Consider the following 18,000-nt stretch of genomic DNA (forward strand, 5'->3'; position numbering starts at 1 on the left):
GCGATGACTGCTGGATAAGCTTCCATAGTTTGCACATAAAGCCATAAAATATGCTTGGATTGATCCGTTTTGCGAGTATGCATGAATTCAAGTACAATGAAACAATCATATCGTTTGGGTTTGGAAGGTTCATAATGAAGGAGAGCTACATAATGAAACCATGGTACGAACAGAGCTTCGGCTCTGATTATATGCTTGTTTACAAACATAGGGATTGGGAAAACGCCAATGAAGAGGCCCGTAAAATGATCGCTTGGCTGGATCTCCCGAAGGATGCCCAGATGCTTGATATTGGCTGCGGCATGGGACGGCATGCATTGGCGTTAGCAGGCTTTGGTTACTCGGTAACGGGAATAGACCTTTCTCAGACCTTGCTTGAAGAAGCAAGGAGGCATGACGAGAAAGGGCTGGTCGATTGGAGGCAGGGCGACATGAGGGAGCTGCCCTTCGAGCCAGGAAGCTATGATTGCACCGTCAATTTATTTACGTCCTTCGGTTATTTCTCGGTGGAGGAAGATAATGTGAACGTGCTGAGGCAAATCGCGAAGGTACTCCGCAAAAACGGATCCTTTCTTATCGATTTTCTAAATCCTGCTTATGTAGAGAAAACGCTAATTCCAAGCTCGGACCGGGTCGATGAGGAAGCGGGCATCCACATTCAAGAGGTGCGCTCGATTACGGATGGTTGGGTTCAGAAGGAGATTACCGTCACGGAAGTGGACAACCCGGAAAAACCAAGGCAATACCTAGAGCGTGTCAGATTGTATCCTCTTGCTTGGTTCGAGCGCAATCTGGCAGCTGCGGGGCTTGAGCTGGAGCAATTGTATGGCAGCTATGACGGCAGTGAATATGAGGCGGTTCATTCCCCGCGAATGATTATGACCGGAAGGGCTAGATGACGATGAGCGCGCATGGGAACCGAGTAAAACAAACTGAAAACGGAGCGGATGCTTCTTTGTACACTACTGCTTGGCATGACGGCTGGCTGCAGATCAAGGTACCCGTACCCTTCTCTCTGAGATGGGTCAACAGCTACCTAATACCTGAGCAGACGGGCTATACCATTATTGATCCAGGACTGCGCACGGATGAAGCGATACAGGTGTGGACGTCGGTTTTGCAACACAATGGCCTGCAATGGAGCGATATTTCACGTGTCATACTTACGCATCAGCATCCTGATCACTATGGGCTGGCGGGTTACGTACAGGAAAAAAGCGGGGCGCCCGTATACATAACGAAAGCTGCGCATGACTATGCGGTAAGACTATGGGGGGAAGAGAGCGGCTTTTCTCAGCAATTGCAATCGCTTTATGAGGAGCACGGCATGCCCTCGCAGGAAAGGGAAGCGATAGCCGATAACCTCGAAACGTTTGTAGCGATGGTGACGCCTCAGCCGCAGGTTCATTATTTCGAAGCGGGAGAGCAGCTGCGGCTAGGCGGATTAAGCTGGCGTTTAATAGATGCGCCGGGGCATGCGAATGGTCAGCTGTGCTTCTATCAGCCAGAGCGGAAATGGATGATATGCGGCGACCAAGTCCTTCCTCATATCACGCCTAACGTAAGCGTCGTTCCTTGGGAAGACGGCGATCCGTTAGCCGATTTTCTCCAAAGCTTGCTTGTGCTCAAGCAATATGAGGTTGCGCTTGCCTATCCGGGACATCGTGATCCGTTTACCGATTTCCGCGGACGGATCGACGAGCTGCTGCAGCATCATGCCGGCAGGCTGGACAAAATGGCAGCGATGCTCGGCAAAGAGCCCCGCACTGCCTATGGCTTGTGCGAGGCTCTGTTTGGGAAAAGGTTAAACGGCAATGCCCATCAATTGCGCTTCGCGATGTCGGAGACGATTGCGCATTTGGTTCATTTGGAGGGAAAGGGCAGGGCAGCCTCGTTCATTGTATCGGGAGCCCGTTTCTATTCCTCTGCGGGGACTAGCGATCTCGAAATTCCTGAGGCGTAATGCCGTATCGATCCTTGAATACTTTGATGAAATAGCTTGTTTTCAAATAGCCGACTTTCGCGGCGATCTCGTAGATTTTATCAGGCGTGGTACGAAGCATATGAGCGGCCGTTTCCATCTTCAGCCGCGAAATATATTCGCTGATGCCCTCGCCGGTCTCCAACTTATAAATTTTGGACAAGTAGGACGGGTTCAAGAAAACATGGGCAGCTATCGATTGCAGCGATGCATCCTCCAAATGGCCGGACACGTATTCCTGTACCTTCTGAACCGTACTGGAACGGGAATGCTGCACGCGGCTGCTCATATGGCTCCGGTATGCCGCGAGTATGCTTTCCGTCCAGGAACGAAGCTGCTTGATCGTGTGGAAATGGGGGCCGCTGAGCAGCTGGTTGAACTCGGCTCCCATGATGTCAGCCATCCACAGCTTGTTTTTGTGAATCGAGAAGCTAAGCGAGCTTACGATCATGAAATACGTTTCTAGAATATGCTCGTGTGATTCTCCCCATTTAAGCTCAAGCTCTTCGAAAACGAGCCTCAGCTTCTCTTCGATTGCCTCCCATTGGCCCGCTTCGAATAAATGAATGAAAAGCGGCGGATTGTAAAGGTGAGAGAGGGAATTGGCCTCTCCGTGCTTCGCCTCCTCGGTAACGGTTAACAAAAATCCGCGTTCGCTTCCGATTCGCTGCCTGAAGTTAATTAACGAGAAATCATATGTTTCGTGCATGGCAAGCGGGAAAGCATCCTGCTTCGTTAGCACGAGCGAGACGGTCCCCTTCAAATACAGCTTGACGTAGTGCTGGAGCTGCGCCGCTTTTTGCTCCATTTGGTGCAGCAGCTGCGTCTGCTCCTGCCGCGCTTCGGCTTTGCTCATGATGACAAAGACATAATAGCCATGGCCATCCTTCGTATGCCAAAGCTTGTACTCCTCGGAGAAGATTTCTTCCGCGATATTGCATACGGCATACTCCAGCAGGGCGCTGTCGCGCTCGGTTTGCTCGTAGAAATAATCCTCCATCCGCATAAGCATCAAGCCGTATGGCTCATCCATAGTAAAGGAAAAGTCGAGCATATCCAGCTTCTCTGCCAGCTTCTCGCCGGTGAAAGCCTCGCCTTGCAGCAGAGACAGCAGCAGATGGCTTCTTAGAATCGGCAAGTTATCCTTTAACGAATGCAGCGCGCTATGATGCGAGCTGATTGCTTGCCAATGCTCTTCCAGCTGCCCGGCAGCTTTCTTCACTGCCTGAAGCAAATCCTCGTCCTCGGCAGGCTTGAGCAAATAGTCCGTTGCCTGATGCTGCAGCGCTCTTTGCGCATATTCGAAGTCATTGTAGCCCGAGAGCAGGATGCATTTCACGTTGCTCCAAGAGGCTCGTATTTGCGCGATTAGATCGAGCCCGGACTGCCCGGGCATATGGATGTCCGTAATGACGATATCGATGGGGGTGGCGTTCATGATCTCAAGCGCCTCCGCTGCCGAATGCGCTTGATATACAGTTGCAATCCCTACCGATTCCCATGGCAAGTTGCTTGCGAGGTCCTCTACCAGATCAGGCTGGTCATCTACAATTAATAGTTGATACATCCTACACAGCTCCTATTGATTCATCTAGTTGGAATAGTTTTCATGCGGCCAAGACAGGTGAACGGCAACGCCGCCTTCATCGCGAATTCGGAAGGTTATGGAAGCCTCCTGGCCGAACTGGAACAGCATGCGCTGGCGGATGTTCCACAGCGCGCAGCCGCTTGAGTCATCGGGCGGATTCATTATTTTTTTCTCGAGCTTGCGCAGCAGCTCCTCGGTCATGCCGATCCCGTTATCGGCGACAATGATGGTATGATAGCGGTCATCGCTTTCTCCGGTAATCGTAATGAGCCCGTCTCCATCGAACCTTTCTATGCCATGCAGAACGGCGTTCTCTACGATCGGCTGCAGGAGCAGCCGCGGCAGCTCGGCGGACAGCAACGTCTCTGGAACCTGAATGTGGTAGGAGAGATGCTGGATATGGAATTGCTGGATTTCCAAATAGCTTTCGACGAGCTGCAGCTCCTCCTTAAGCGTAGCCGTAAGCTTCTCTACCCTTGTCGTATAGCGGTAATAGGTGGAGAGATGCATCGCGAGCTTCATGACGGATTCCTTCTTGCCGAGCCGGGCAAGGCTGCGAATGAGCGCAAAGCAATTGTATAAGAAATGCGGATTAATCTGCGATTGCAGCTGCTTCACGTTAGCCTCGCGCCTGCGCAGCTCCTCCACGTAAACCTTCTGTATGAGCTGCTCGGTATTGGCGGCCATATCATTAAACCGCTGGAATAGATAGGTGAACTCGTTTTTGGGATTAGCGGTAATCCGGGTAGCGTAGTTCCCCTCTTGAAGCCGCTTCACGCTGCGGATAAGCAGGCCAATGGGCCGCTGTACGTTCCGGTAAAGCAGGTAACCGGCAAGCAAGCTCATAATGAGCAGGAGGCCGACCGAGCCGTAAAATAAATTCCGGCTCTTGACGATCGGCTTCAGAACGTCCGCAAGCGGCACATAATCGATTAAATACCAGTCCAGCGTTTTGACATGCGCCGAGGTTACGAGAAAATCATTCCCGCGAATCGTAATGATCTGGTTGGAAGCCTCGTTGACTGTCGCTTGCTGCATCAAAGCTTGGATGCTTGCTGTCATTTCCTTGTCGGCGGTACGGTTTTTGATCATGCTTCCGTCTGCATGCAGCAGGAAAGGATCTCCTTTGCCTGCAAGCTTGAACGTATCCAAATCCTTGATGAGATGCTCCTCGGGAAACGAAATCTCGACGATAATTCCGGCTTTGTCCAGATTGCTCTCCAAGCGCTTCGGTTTGACGATATGACGAACAAAGCGGTTTTGCTTTATGCTTTGGATCGTCATCTCCTTGTACATCCAGTTAGGCGTAAATATTTTTTTGATAGAATCCAAATCATAGGACAAATACGTATTGGTGGATACAAGCTGCTTGCTCGCAGGAGCCGTGATGCTGTACTGGGTATCCCAGCGCTGGGCGACGTTCAGCAGCCGCAGCCGCTCGAGAATGCGCAGCTTCTCGTCATTGCGCTGGTAAGCGCTCTCAATGAGATGCAGGTTTTGCAGCTGCTGGATATGGATATCCTCGCTGAGCAGGAAGCCAAGCGTTGACAGCGTGGTCACGCTTTTATCGATTTCGCTGGCGAGAAACGTAATGTCCTTCTGCTTCAGCGATTTCATCTCATCATTGATAACCCCGATGCTTGTCTGAATAGAAAGCGTATACAAAACGATGATCGGGATAAGCAGCAGGATGATCAAGGTAATCATTTTGGCAAACGTATTTTCGCGTAAACGCATGCTTGGGACCTCTCTTTTTATGAAAATAAAGTTACATATGTCTACAAAGTGGCATGCTTCCAAAGATCGTGGTCTATAGAACAGGAGAGACTGCTGATAAAATTAATCATACAGGAGAGATGATAAAACACAATCAAATTTTGTTTGGAAAGGGGCAGATCAGTGGAAAGCGCGCTAAACGAACCGCTGCAGCAAGAAACGAAACCAAAGCAACAAAAGGAAAAAAGAGCGAGAGAATTATTTAGCCGCACTTGGCCCTTGCATCTCATGCTGCTACCGGCAGCGATCATTACCTTCATATTCGCTTACGTGCCAATGAGTGGACTTATTATGGCGTTCCAGGACTTCAAGCCATATGACGGTATATTTCATTCGAAGCTTGTCGGTTTGGAGCATTTTCGGTTTATGTTCGAATATCCGGACAGCAAGCAGGTTATTATGAACACCTTGATCATTTCGGGACTCAAAATCGTGTTTGGCCTCGTGGTGCCGTTCACGTTCGCGATTCTGCTGAATGAGGTTCGCAAAATGTTTTTCAAAAGGGTCGTTCAAACGCTCGTGTACTTGCCGCATTTCATCTCATGGGTCATTCTAGGCGCGATCCTAACGGACATGCTCGGAAGCAAAGGCATCGTTAACCAGCTTCTCAACACGCTCGGATTAGAATCCGTATTCTGGCTCGGCGAAGGCAACTGGTTCCGATTCACGGTCGTCGTCAGTGACATCTGGCAAAACTTCGGATTCAATACGATCGTGTTTCTGGCGGCGCTCTCAGGCGTGAACCCTTCCCTTTACGAGGCTGCGGAGGTAGACGGGGCGACAAGGTGGAAGCAGACGATGCATATCACCGTTCCTTCCATGATTCCGATTGCGGTTGTGGTAGGCACGCTGTCGCTTGGCAATATTCTAAACGGCGGCTTCGATCAAATCTTTAATCTATACAATGCGCTTGTATATGACAAAGGAGACATTATCGATACGTTCGTATATCGTACGGCCATATTGAACGGTCAATACAGCTTCGGTACGGCGGTCGGCTTGTTCAAATCCATTATTGGCCTTGTCATGATCGTGTTCTCGTACCGCATGGCTTACAAATACGCAGGATACCGCATCTTCTAGAGAAAGGGGGAGGGAGTTAAAGCATGTATTACAAAACATCAGGTTATAAAGCATTCTCGGTATTCAACTACATTTTGCTAGCCGTCATTTGCATTTCCTGCATCATTCCGCTCGTACACATTCTTGCGGTCAGCTTAAGCGCCAGCTCGCCGGCGAACGCGAACCTCGTCAAGCTATGGCCGATCGGCTTCAACTTTGAAGCGTATTCCAAAACGCTGAACAACGATAACTTCCATAATGCGCTGCTCGTAGGCCTGCAGCGAACCGCGCTTGGGACGGTTGTGGGCATGTCGCTTATGATACTGGCGGGCTACGCTTTGTCCAAGGATGGACGGACATTCAAAAGCCGTTCTGTCTATACGTGGTATTTCCTCTTTACGATGCTCTTCAGTGGTGGTATTGTTCCTTCGTACATGCTTATCCGCAATTTGGATTTGATGAACTCGATCTGGGCGCTCGTTCTTCCCGGTGCCATCAATGTATTCAATATGGTACTGCTTATGAACTTTTTCCGAGCGGTTCCGAAAGAGCTTGAGGAAGCATCGCTAATCGACGGCGCAGGCCAATTCCGAACGTTGTGGAGCATCTTTTTACCGATATCGATGCCCGCTCTTGCAACGATTTCATTATTCACAATGGTTACACATTGGAATTCATGGTTTGATGGTTTGTTATATATTACAGATTATAGAAAATATCCATTATCAACTTTTTTGCAAACGATTATTGTTCAGCAGGATTTCAATAAAATAAATCCCGATGTCAATGAGCTGAAGCACATCTCGCAGCGCACGGTCAAATCGGCGCAAATTTTTATCGGGACGCTTCCGATCCTGCTCGTGTATCCGTTCCTGCAGCGTTATTTTGTAAAAGGAATCATTCTTGGAGCCGTGAAGGAATAGCGCAAGAAAAAGGCATCAATAACAAAAAGTTGGTCTATCGAAGCAGCAAAGCGAGCTGTATATTGGAAACAAGCGATATAACAGATATCGTAATTAATAACAAAATATAACTTACGGGGGGTAAAGGCATGAAGAAGTGGCTTTCGGTCTTATTGGTACTATCATTTATGCTAGCAATTGCGGCATGTTCCGGTGGCAACAACACAAACAAAGGCACGAACGCACCGGCAAGCAACAAGCCAGGCAATGAGCCTGCACAAACGGAAGAAGGCAATGCAGAAGGGTTTGCCGATGGCAAGTACACGACACCAGTCACCTTAACGACAGTGTGGGGACTTAACCAAAACGGATCGGTCTTCAAGGAAGGCGAAACGATCGAAGACAACGTTCATACTCGCCTTGTTAAAGAAAGACTGGGCATCGACATTAAATACAACTGGGTCGTAACGAACACGAACGACGCTTACAAAACGAAGCTGCGCCTCATGCTGTCGTCGGGCGAGGAAATGCCGGATGTGGTCACTTACCGCGGTGACTTGGAAACGGTTAACATGCTGATCGACTCCGGACAGTTCATGCCGGTAGGCGACTTGGTAGACAAATATGCCAACGATACTTATAAAGCAGGTTTAGATCTTGATCCAACCATTTGGCTGCCGATCAGCCGTGGCGCAGACAAAATGGCATTGCCGATTCTAGATTACGCTTACAATGCGGATCATGTGATGTGGGTTCGCGAGGATTGGCTGACAAAGCTTAATCTGAAAGCGCCAACCACGCTTGCCGAGATGGAAGCGGTAATGGAAGCATTCGTGAAAAGTGATCCAGACGGAGACAGCAAAGCGAATACGCTGGGCCTTGCAACGGGCTTCAAAAACGGTTTTGCGAACTGGATGACCGATATCGGCTTCATCTTCGGCGCGCATGGCACCATGCCTGGCCAATGGAATCAAGCGGCAGACGGATCACTCGAGCACGGCTCTATTAATCCGGCAGCCAAAGCGGCATTGTCCAAATTAAAAGAATGGCTGGACAAAGGCTACATTTCACAGGATTCCGCATTGCTTGACGAAACAACGGGCTCGGAGCTCTTCACTAAAGGCGAAGCGGGCATTATGTTCGGACCGAACTGGCTTCCAGCATGGCCGTTCCCTGACCTTCTGAACAACGTTCCATCCGCGAAATACAAAGCGTATCCAATTCCGGCTGGTCCTGACGGCAAAATCGGTTCCGCAGGCGGCAACCCCCCGGCTAACGGTTACGTATTCGTAAACAAAAAAGCTAAAAATCCGGAAGCGATCATTCATTACTATAACTGGTTCTTCGATAATATGGCTAATCCGCAGCCAGGCAGCGAGTTCGAAAAAGGCTTTGCAGAGGGCTATGACTACGCAACGCTTCCTGATGGCTCCATCACGGCTGATATTGCGAAATATCCGGATCTATTCCCTGGCTTGAAGGATCAAACGGCACCGCCGCTATTCTACACGCTGACGTTTGAAGGCGCTCGTATCCCGACATTGTACGCAGAAACGCATGTGAAGCTTGCAGGCGGCGCTGAAGCGGTTACGCCATACGAGAAACAAGAGTTCAACACGCGTTTGAAAGAGAATACGGATGCCATGAAGGTTGTTATGGACCAAAACGCGATTCGTATGAAAAATTACTACATGGGTCCTTTGACTGAAACGATGCAAAGCAAAAACGAGCTTCTGAATAAACTGCTTAACGAAACGTTCAACAAAATCGTCTATGGCCAGCAGCCTGTCGATTCATTCGATACGATGGTTGACAACTGGAAAAAATCCGGCGGCGAACAAATTACGAAGGAAGTTAATGACTGGTACAATAGCGTTAAATAATCGTTTGCAGAAATACTTGCTTCCTGCATAGGAAGCATAACTGAATCGACCGAGCGAACAGCCTGTCACGTTGCAGTTTCATTATTGAACTGTAAGATGCAGGCTGTTCTTCTGAAAAAATAGGTAAGCGTTTGCATTGAAGCAATTCAAATGGAAAGGAAGTAGAGAGGGAATGAATAAAAGGTTTATTTCAATCATGCTCGTGTTTATGATGCTGGCAAGCAGCCTGCCTATCGCAAACGCAGAGAGTGCTTCGGATGACGGCGCAGCCCATTGGGGCGAGAAGACGCTAGTGAAATGGATAGACAAAGGCATGCTTGGCGGATACCCTGACGGCAGCATGCAGCCGGATCGTCAAGTGACGAGAGCGGAATTCACAAAGCTTGTTAACGCAGTGTTCCGGTTAAACAAGAGCGATGGCAGCTTGTTTACGGATGTTGCGCCAGACGCTTGGTACAGCCAGGATATCGCATCCGTAAAGAATGCCGGTTTCATCACCGGATATCCGGATGGCAGCTTTAAGCCAGGCGCGTCCATTTCGAGGCAAGAGGCAGCAAAAATCGCTGCGGGATTGTTCAAGCTTGAAGGCGCGCAAGACGACAAGCTTGCTGTTTTTAAGGATAGAGAGCAAGTGCAGGCTTATGCGAAAGCTTCGCTTGGGCAGCTGCTGGCCGGCGGATACATAAATGGTTATCCGGATCAAACGCTAAGACCTGCTAACCCAATTACGCGAGCGGAAGCAATCGCCTTATTGGACCGTTTGGCCGTGGAAGTCGTGAATAAAGCAGGCAGCTATGACAAATTGCGCGTCTCTGGTAATGCCGTGGTAAATACGGCTGACGTTAGGCTAAACGACGCGGTAATTGAAGGTAATCTTTTTCTGACGCAAGGCATAGGCGAGGGCGATGTTTTTTTAACGGATTTGGAGGTTAAAGGCACTGTTTACATTCAAGGAGGCGGCGTTAACAGCATTCATTTCATTAATTCCAAGCTGAATAAGCTGAATGTTAACAAAGCGACCGGCGAGGTAAGGGTTTTATTCTCCAATAAGACGGACGCGAAGCAGCTCATCATGGAATCACCAGCACAGCTGATGCTGGATGCTGCTGCGAGCCTCTCGCTGCTTCAGATTAAACAGACGGCTGCAGGATCGAGCGTTAAAGCAAAAGGAAATGTGCAGCAGATTATGAATGAAGGCGCAGACATCGTTGTTAATGAAAAAAAGCTCGGTAAAGGCGACAAGGCCGTTATTCAGAATGGCGTCTTGATTAGCGGGCAGCAAGCAACGCCTGGGCAAGGCGGCGGAGGTACTGGAGCAACCCCGACTCCTGCACCACCAACAACGGAACCAACAACAGTACCAACAGCGTCACCAACAACCGCACCAACAACGGCGCCTGCGGATGAGTGGGAGCTTGTATGGAATGACGAATTCGATGGGAGCGGTGACAACGTAGACGCGAACGGAGTCAACTTGGACAAATGGGCGTATCAGCTCGGGACAGGTTCACAATACGGATTGGACGGCTGGGGGAATAACGAGGAGCAATACTACCGCGCCGAGAATATAACGGTCGCAGACGGCAAGCTGACGATTACGGCTGACGACGACGGTTACGGCGGCAAAGCCTACACGTCGGGCAGGCTGTATACGGAGCCGACCTTTAACAAAACGTTTGGTAAGTTCGAAGCCCGTATGAAGCTTCCTGTAGGAGAAGGAATATGGCCGGCATTCTGGATGATGCCGAAGGACAGCGAATATGGCGTATGGGCAGCTTCAGGAGAGCTCGATATTATGGAAGCGCGCGGACGTTTGCCGAATGAGGTAGGCGGAACGATACATTATGGAAGAAACTGGCCTAACAACAAATCGACCGGGGCGGAATACGAGTTCGGCACGGATACGGACATAACCGATTATCATACGTATGGCGTGGAATGGGAGCCAGGGGAAATCCGGTGGTACGTCGATGGCGTGCTATTCCAAAAGCTTAACAACTGGGACAGCTGGGGAGCGGACCAGCCTGCCAAATATGCATTTCCGGCACCGTTTGACAAACCGTTCTACATGATTCTGAATTTAGCGGTTGGAGGCAATTACGATGGCGGTAGATTGCCCGCTGCGTCGGACATTCCGAGCAAGATGGAAGTGGATTATGTGCGGGTGTATGACATTGCGAATAGGCCTTATAAAACGCCGGTGGAGCCTTCTTTTGAAAAAGAGCCTTATCCAACCGAATATAAGCAGCCGATCGCTGGCAATTTCGTACATGACAGCAGCTATGCCGAACCGTTCACAACGATCGCGGAGCCGGATCAGGCGCTGGATACGGAATTTTGGAATTTTGCCCATGTCAGCACCTTCCAAGGCAATGGTTCCATCATGGTGGAACAGCTGAACGGCTTACCTTTCGCGAAAGCGGATATTACAGCAGGCGGGAATGCCGCACATGCCGTTCAATTGATCCAGAACGTGACGCTTGGCAAAGGCAGATGGTATAAGCTTTCATTTGATGCCAAATCCAACGCGAACCGCAATATAGCGGTGAAGTTCGGCGGCGGGGAGAACAGAGGCTGGACCACCTACTCCGATAGCCTTGAAGCAAGGCTGTCGAACACGCTTCAATCGTATGAGATGGTTTTTCAAATGGGGGCGGAAACCGATACGCTCGCAAGGCTGGAGTTCAATCTGGGCTTAAGCACGAATCCGGTATGGCTCGGCAATGTGAAGGTAGAAGAGACGATTGCGCCGGACCCCTTCCATGACAACGATCCGAAGGAGCCGCTGAATGGCAATCACGTGTATAACGGAACCTTCGATATCGGACGGATGGACCGACTGACCTATTGGAACTTCGCTGCGCTTGGCGGCAGCGCTTCCGCAGCAGTAGATGCGGCTGATCGCGAGCTTCAGGTTTCGATTACGGACGGCGGTGCGGAGCGGGATGCTGTTACGCTCACGCAATCCGGCATGAATCTAGTGGAAGGAAATGACTATAAAGTCACGTTCAAAGCGAGAGCCGCTTCCGAGAGAACGATTCAAGCAGGCATCGGCAAAACAGATGGCAGCTCCTATGCCAGTCCCGAGACGTTCCCGTTAACATCGGAGATGACGGAGCATACGCTGCTGTTCACGATGGGGAAGCCAACGGACGTGAATGGCCAATTGTCCTTTCTGCTCGGCGGCGAGCAGGGAACCGTATTTATCGATGACGTTGCGATGGTCCGTCTGACCAACCACAACATCGGCGAGCTGGCGTTGAACGATCAGTTCCCGGTTAAAAACGGTGACTTCTCGAGTGGCAAGGCAGGCTGGGCGGAACATGTGCAAGGCCGGTATGACGGCTGGGGCTCAAGTGCCGTATTCGCAGCGCAGGACGGCGAGCTGAAGGTGGCAATTGCGAGCGAAGGCAACAATCCGTGGGATGTCATGCTGATGCAGACAGACTTTGATCTTTTTAAAGGCAATACCTATACCGTTTCGATTGATGTAAGAGCATCCAAAAACCGCGAAATGGAAATTGTGATCGACAGCAATAATACGCGTTATTTATCGGAAAAGGTACAGCTCACGGAAACGAAGCAAACGTTCAGCTATGAGCTTCAGGCAGTGAACGACATTACGCCGTCCTTTAAGCTGCTGCTTGGCAAGCTGGAAGGGGCGAATGCGATCGGCGAGCATGACGTTTATGTCGATAATATCCGGATTGAGCTTAAAGATGCAAGATCCAAAGCTTTTTTGCTCCAAAATGGTTATTTCGATGAAGGGATGCAGGACTGGTCCAGTCATGTGCAGGGAGTATACGACGGTACGTCAAGCGCGGCTATTACGGCGGATAACGGTGCCGCAAAGGCAGCCATTGCGAATACCGGCGCGAATGCCTGGGATATTATTTTGCAACAGGGCTCGCTTGCTCTTGCCAAAGGGAAGACCTATATCGTATCCTTTGCCGCAAGATCGACCATACCGCGCACTCTTGAAGCCGTTGTAGAGAACGGTACGTATGTCCGCTATTTGAACGAGAAGGTGCAAGTGGATGACGTAACGCAAACATACAGCTACGAATTTACGTTGGATAAGGATGAGTTGGCAGGCTTCAAGCTGCTAATGGGCAATCAGCCGGGAGCGCCAAGCGCCGCTCATGACGTGTATATTGACAACGTGCGCTTGGAGCTCAAAGGCGCCAAGGAAGCTGCAGGGGAAAAGGCGCGCAGCACGAATGACATTACGCTCGCTTTGCCCCCGGTGTTGTCGCCGGATGCCTTGGACAATGCAAAGGGCCTCGATATCGATATTGCGTTTGCGGATAACGAAGCCTGGAGAAATGCCGTTTCGGCAGTAATCGTAGATGGCAGCAAGCTTCCGGTGGAAGCTTACACACTGTCTGCTGGCAAGCTGACTATCGACAAATCGGTATTTCAAGCAGCAAAAGCGTACACGATAGCCGTTAAGTCAGCAGGCTACGAGCTGGCAAATGCGCTGCAGGATATTCAAGAGGAGATCATGTGGAGCCTCGTATGGTCTGATGAATTTGACGGCACTGGCACGAACGTAGACACGAATGGCGTCAACCTTGATAAATGGGGCTACCAGCTTGGCAACGGCAGCGATTACGGAGTAGCCAACTGGGGAAATAACGAGGAGCAATATTATAGAAAAGAAAATATTAAGGTAGAGAACGGCGAGCTTGTCATCCAAGCCAAGAGCGAGAGCTTTGGAGGGAAGACCTATACCTCGGGACGCCTGTGGACCAGCCCGACCTTCAGCAAAGCCTTCGGTAAATTCGAGGCACGCATCAAGATGCCGGAAGGCGAAGGCATCTGGCCGGCATTCTGGATGATGCCGAAGGACAGCGAGTACGGCGGCTGGGCATCCTCCGGCGAAATCGATATCATGGAAGCGCGCGGCCGTACGATCGGCGAGGTCGATGGCACGATCCATTATGGCAAGAACGCGCCGAACAACAAAGCGACCGGAGCGCAATACCATTTCCCAGAGGGCCAGGATATTACCGGCTACCATACGTATTCGTTAGAATGGGAGCCTGGGGAGCTTCGGTGGTACGTGGATGGCAATCTTTTTCAGATGATTAATGACTGGCATAGCTGGGGAGCCGATCAGCCGGAGAAATATGCTTTTCCAGCTCCATTCGACAAAGAATTCTATATCATTCTGAATCTCGCCATAGGCGGCAATTACGACGGCGGACGCAAGCCGGACCCTTCTCTCCTGCCCGCGGAGATGCAGGTTGATTATGTCCGTGCCTATGAGCTGACGGGTAGAGCTTACAAGCAGCCCGCCGAGCCTACGCTCGTGAAGGATACGTTTCCTGAAGGCGGTAAAGCTGCAATAGACGGCAACCTTATTTATGACACGTCCTACAGCCAAGGCGTGAAGGATATTACAACGGCAGCTCCTGAGCTGGACTATCAATATTGGAATTTTCTTCATGGCGCTGAATTTGGAGGAGCGGGAAGCGTCTCTGTCGATTCCGGTGCAGGTGCAGGCTCGCCGTTTGCAAAGGTAGATATTACGAATGGCGGAAATGTGCCATATTCCTTGCAGCTCATTCAATATGTAACGCTAGTGAAGGGGCAGGCTTATAAGATCAGCTTCGATGCGAAGGCATCCGCGCCGCGCAGCATGAGTGTCAAGCTCGGCGGCGATGCGGATAGCGGCTGGGGCATTTATTCCGACAATTTCGAAGCAGCCTTGAAGACGCAAACGGGCCATTATGAATACCGGTTCCTCATGACGGCAAACACAAATGCCAAAGCTCGCGTGGAATTCAATCTCGGTCAAAATACGAATGACGTGTGGATCGGCAACGTTCGTCTGGAAGCTATTGATTCCTTGAACGAGCCTGGTGCCGCGAAGCAGCCGCTTAACAACGGCAACCATGTGTATAACGGGGGCTTCGATCTTGGCACTATGGACCGTCTGCTCTATTGGAATGCGCTTGCGGCGGATTCTGCGGTCGCAACGGTCAGCGTTGATCCCATGACGCGCAAGCTTCGTGCCGTCATTTCGAACGGCGGCGCAAACGAAGCTAGCGTGCGGTTGGTTCAGGAGGGGATTAATCTTCTCCAGAAAGATACGTACGAGCTTACCTTTGATGCTCAATCTTCGGAGGCCAGTCCAATCGGCGTCCAGCTTGCGAGCAAGGACGGCGATATGATTTATAGCGGTCCTCATGGTATTTCGTTAACGGCGGACAATAAGAACTATAAGGTTACGTTTACGATGCCTGAAGGCGTAACGGATGAAGAGGCACAGCTGGTCTTTTTGCTCGGAGGAAGCGCGAGTACTGTGCAGCTGGACAATATTCAGCTCGTTCGCACGACAAATCTAAATGTGGATTTCACGGGTGTCGATTTGTTCCCGCTCCAGAACGGCGACTTCTCTTATGCGCTGAACGGCTGGGAACCGTTCACGCAAGGCGGCGCGGCCGTCTTTGCCGAAGACAATGGCGCAGCCAAAATTGCGGTAACGAACGTTGGCGGGGAAGCTTGGAACGTCATGCTCAATCAGTCAGAGCTAAACTTGACGAAAGGGCTAACGTATACGCTCTCCTTTGATGCGAGATCAACCGTCGGGCGCGATATCGAAGCGGCTCTCGAAAACGCAGGTTATACGAGACGGTTTTACACCGGTCCCCTCATGCTGACGAATACGATGCAGCATTTTGAATTTTCATTCAAGATGGGGGCAGACGATAAAGTCGCCTTGAAATTCCTGCTTGGCAAAACGGCTCGGAGCGCAACGAGTCCTCACGATATTTTTATAGATAACGTGGTGCTTGAGGTTAAGGATGCTCCAGTGCTTAGGCCTCCGACACTCATTCCGGATTCGGCTGCGAATCGGGTCGGCGAAGCGGTGGAATTACGTTTCACCGATCATGAAGGATGGCGAACGGCCATCGCCGCGATTGAAGCAAACGGTGCCGTAATTGCCGAAGGGCAGTATATGATCAAGCCTGGTGCTATCTTGATCGACCAGTCGGTATTTACGAGCGATCGAACTTACTTGATTAAGATCAAAGCAGAGGGCTTCGGCGATTCCGACGTCAACCAAGTCATATTTCCGGCTGATGGCAACCTCGTACTGAATGGCAGTATGTCAAACGGGATGGCAAGCTGGGAGCATTGGTTCGGAGACGGAGGAGATTCGAAGGTTGAGATGAAGGACGGGGCTGCGCGAGTTGATGTTTATTACAATGGAGGCATGCACCCCGAATGGAAAGTGCCGGTCGGCTGGTCCACTCAATTCATACAGAGCGGCATTAAGCTAACGGCCGGAAAGGTCTACGAGCTTAGCTTTCAGGCATGGTCGGCAGCAGAACTTCCAGCTCCAGGTCCGTTTGACCGTCCGATTGCTCTCGAACTAGGCGGCTATAACAATAATCAATCGGTCCTTTTCAATATCACCGGCGATCAGCAAGCCGTGTACAAAAAAAGTCTCTTACCAACGAGCGATGTAAATCTAACGCTTAAGTTTCTGCTTGGAAACGTCGTGAACGGAGCCTTCGTAACACCAGACGGCGAGCATGTTATCTATATAGATAACGTAGCGATTCGCGAGGTTGCTGCTCCGCCAGTTCTAGTTGCAGACTCTTCGGACAACAAGGTCGGTCAGCCGATCGAGCTTGGATTCGTTGATTCGCCTGCATGGCGTGCGGCGATCACAATGCTAACGATTGACGGCGTAGCCGCGGATGGCGGCAGTTATTCGGTAGAAGCGGGCAAAATCAAGCTAAATGCCGCTTTATTTCCCGCGATCAAAACGTACGCAATCGCCATTGCAGCAGCTGGCTACGGGATCGGCGAGGTACAGCAGCAGGTGAAGACCGCTGCGGCAAACGTGGCTCTTCATAAAGCGGCGACAGCCTCAACCGGGCCGCAGCCTGCTGCCAATGCCGTTGATGGAAACAGCAATTCTAGATGGGAATCCGCCGTTTCCGATCCGCAGTGGATAGCCATTGATTTGGGTGCCCTTTATTCGCTGGAGAGCGCAGCGCTAAGCTGGGAAGGTGCTTTTGGCAAAGCCTATAAGCTTCAAGTGTCCTCGGCAGCGGTCCCAGGCGAGAATGACTGGACTGACGTATTTGCTGAAGTCGCGGGAAACGGTGGCGTTGACCCCATTGCCTTGAAGGGGGAAGAGGCGAGACATATCCGAATGCTGGGCAGCGCACGCGGGACGCCTTACGGTTATTCCTTGTGGGAGTTCGAGGTATACGGCACGTGGGTGAGCGGCGGTTCAGGCAGTGGTACGGATCCGGAACCAGAGCCGGAACCGGAACATGGGACGAATCTGGCACTGAACAAACAAGCCTTTGCATCCAGCTTTAATGATGTTTTTCCTGCGAATTTGCTAACGGACGGGGACGCGGGCACCAGGTGGGAAGCGAAGTGGAGCGACAATGCGACTGCTCCTTACAACGCCGAGTGGGTTTACATTGACTTGAATCAAACATATGACGTAAGCAAAATCGTATTGGTGTGGGAAGCTGCTTACGGAAAAGCTGCGGTTATCCAGGTAGCGGCAGCAGGGAGCGATTTGTCTGCCGAAAGCGCGGATTGGCAATCCGTGCTTTCGCTGAACCGGAGCCTGAGCGCTGCCGAGTACACGGAAGCCGTAACGCTTGAGAGCAGCACGGCAGCCCGGTATGTGCGCGTTTTGATTACGGATAAAGCCATGCCGCCGTACGGACCATCGCTTTACGAAATTGAGATTTATGAATAGCAGATGATTATGCTTCCTTGATTTTTAAGATAAAGAGCGTAACCGCGCAGAGCTTGCTCTGTGTC

8 protein-coding genes are annotated in these 18,000 nt (G+C 50.8%); 6 read left to right on the plus strand and 2 right to left on the minus strand.

Annotation, left to right across the window (positions count from 1 at the left end; genetic code table 11):
• The first annotated feature begins 152 nt into the window (after nucleotides 1-152).
• Nucleotides 153-899 (plus strand): class I SAM-dependent methyltransferase, encoded by a 747-nt coding sequence (locus AC0YN3_RS12620; RefSeq protein WP_475775396.1) that lies wholly within the window; start codon nucleotides 153-155, stop codon nucleotides 897-899.
• A gap of 2 nt (nucleotides 900-901) precedes the next feature.
• Nucleotides 902-1,963: an MBL fold metallo-hydrolase gene (locus AC0YN3_RS12625; protein ID WP_475775397.1), complete on the plus strand. Its 1,062-nt coding sequence runs from the start codon at nucleotides 902-904 to the stop codon at nucleotides 1,961-1,963.
• Here AC0YN3_RS12625 and AC0YN3_RS12630 read toward each other — a convergent pair.
• The gene (locus AC0YN3_RS12630; protein ID WP_475775398.1) at nucleotides 1,935-3,548 is read right to left on the minus strand and encodes a response regulator; all 1,614 of its coding nucleotides are present in this window, start codon (nucleotides 3,546-3,548) and stop codon (nucleotides 1,935-1,937) included. The genes AC0YN3_RS12625 and AC0YN3_RS12630 overlap by 29 nt on opposite strands.
• A 24-nt stretch (nucleotides 3,549-3,572) precedes the next feature.
• Nucleotides 3,573-5,306, minus strand: coding sequence for a sensor histidine kinase (locus tag AC0YN3_RS12635; RefSeq protein WP_475775399.1), 1,734 nt, complete (start codon nucleotides 5,304-5,306; stop codon nucleotides 3,573-3,575).
• Nucleotides 5,307-5,573: 267 nt separating this feature from the next.
• On the opposite strand from AC0YN3_RS12635, the gene AC0YN3_RS12640 reads away from it, so the two are divergent.
• The 4 genes from AC0YN3_RS12640 to AC0YN3_RS12655 all read left to right on the plus strand — a co-directional run bounded on the left by AC0YN3_RS12640 (nucleotide 5,574) and on the right by AC0YN3_RS12655 (nucleotide 17,935).
• Nucleotides 5,574-6,428 (plus strand): ABC transporter permease, encoded by an 855-nt coding sequence (locus tag AC0YN3_RS12640; protein ID WP_475775635.1) that lies wholly within the window; start codon nucleotides 5,574-5,576, stop codon nucleotides 6,426-6,428.
• 23 nt (nucleotides 6,429-6,451) lie between these two features.
• Complete coding sequence (locus tag AC0YN3_RS12645; RefSeq protein ID WP_183557542.1) at nucleotides 6,452-7,330, plus strand: carbohydrate ABC transporter permease; 879 nt, start codon at nucleotides 6,452-6,454, stop codon at nucleotides 7,328-7,330.
• Nucleotides 7,331-7,458: 128 nt separating this feature from the next.
• The gene (locus AC0YN3_RS12650; protein WP_475775400.1) at nucleotides 7,459-9,192 is read left to right on the plus strand and encodes an extracellular solute-binding protein; all 1,734 of its coding nucleotides are present in this window, start codon (nucleotides 7,459-7,461) and stop codon (nucleotides 9,190-9,192) included.
• Nucleotides 9,193-9,364: 172 nt separating this feature from the next.
• Nucleotides 9,365-17,935: a carbohydrate binding domain-containing protein gene (locus tag AC0YN3_RS12655; RefSeq protein WP_475775401.1), complete on the plus strand. Its 8,571-nt coding sequence runs from the start codon at nucleotides 9,365-9,367 to the stop codon at nucleotides 17,933-17,935.
• The last annotated feature ends 65 nt before the right edge of the window (nucleotides 17,936-18,000 follow it).

The organism is Paenibacillus sp. J22R232 (assembly GCF_056269165.1).

Excerpts from the sequence above, each read along its gene's own strand:
- AC0YN3_RS12620 (WP_475775396.1), top strand. The coding sequence starts at position 153 with ATGAAACCATGGTACGAACAGAGCTTCGGCTCTGATTATATGCTTGTT.
- AC0YN3_RS12625 (WP_475775397.1), top strand. The coding sequence starts at position 902 with ATGAGCGCGCATGGGAACCGAGTAAAACAAACTGAAAACGGAGCGGAT.
- AC0YN3_RS12630 (WP_475775398.1), bottom strand. The coding sequence starts at position 3,548 with ATGTATCAACTATTAATTGTAGATGACCAGCCTGATCTGGTAGAGGAC.
- AC0YN3_RS12635 (WP_475775399.1), bottom strand. The coding sequence starts at position 5,306 with ATGCGTTTACGCGAAAATACGTTTGCCAAAATGATTACCTTGATCATC.
- AC0YN3_RS12640 (WP_475775635.1), top strand. The coding sequence starts at position 5,574 with ATGCTGCTACCGGCAGCGATCATTACCTTCATATTCGCTTACGTGCCA.
- AC0YN3_RS12645 (WP_183557542.1), top strand. The coding sequence starts at position 6,452 with ATGTATTACAAAACATCAGGTTATAAAGCATTCTCGGTATTCAACTAC.
- AC0YN3_RS12650 (WP_475775400.1), top strand. The coding sequence starts at position 7,459 with ATGAAGAAGTGGCTTTCGGTCTTATTGGTACTATCATTTATGCTAGCA.
- AC0YN3_RS12655 (WP_475775401.1), top strand. The coding sequence starts at position 9,365 with ATGAATAAAAGGTTTATTTCAATCATGCTCGTGTTTATGATGCTGGCA.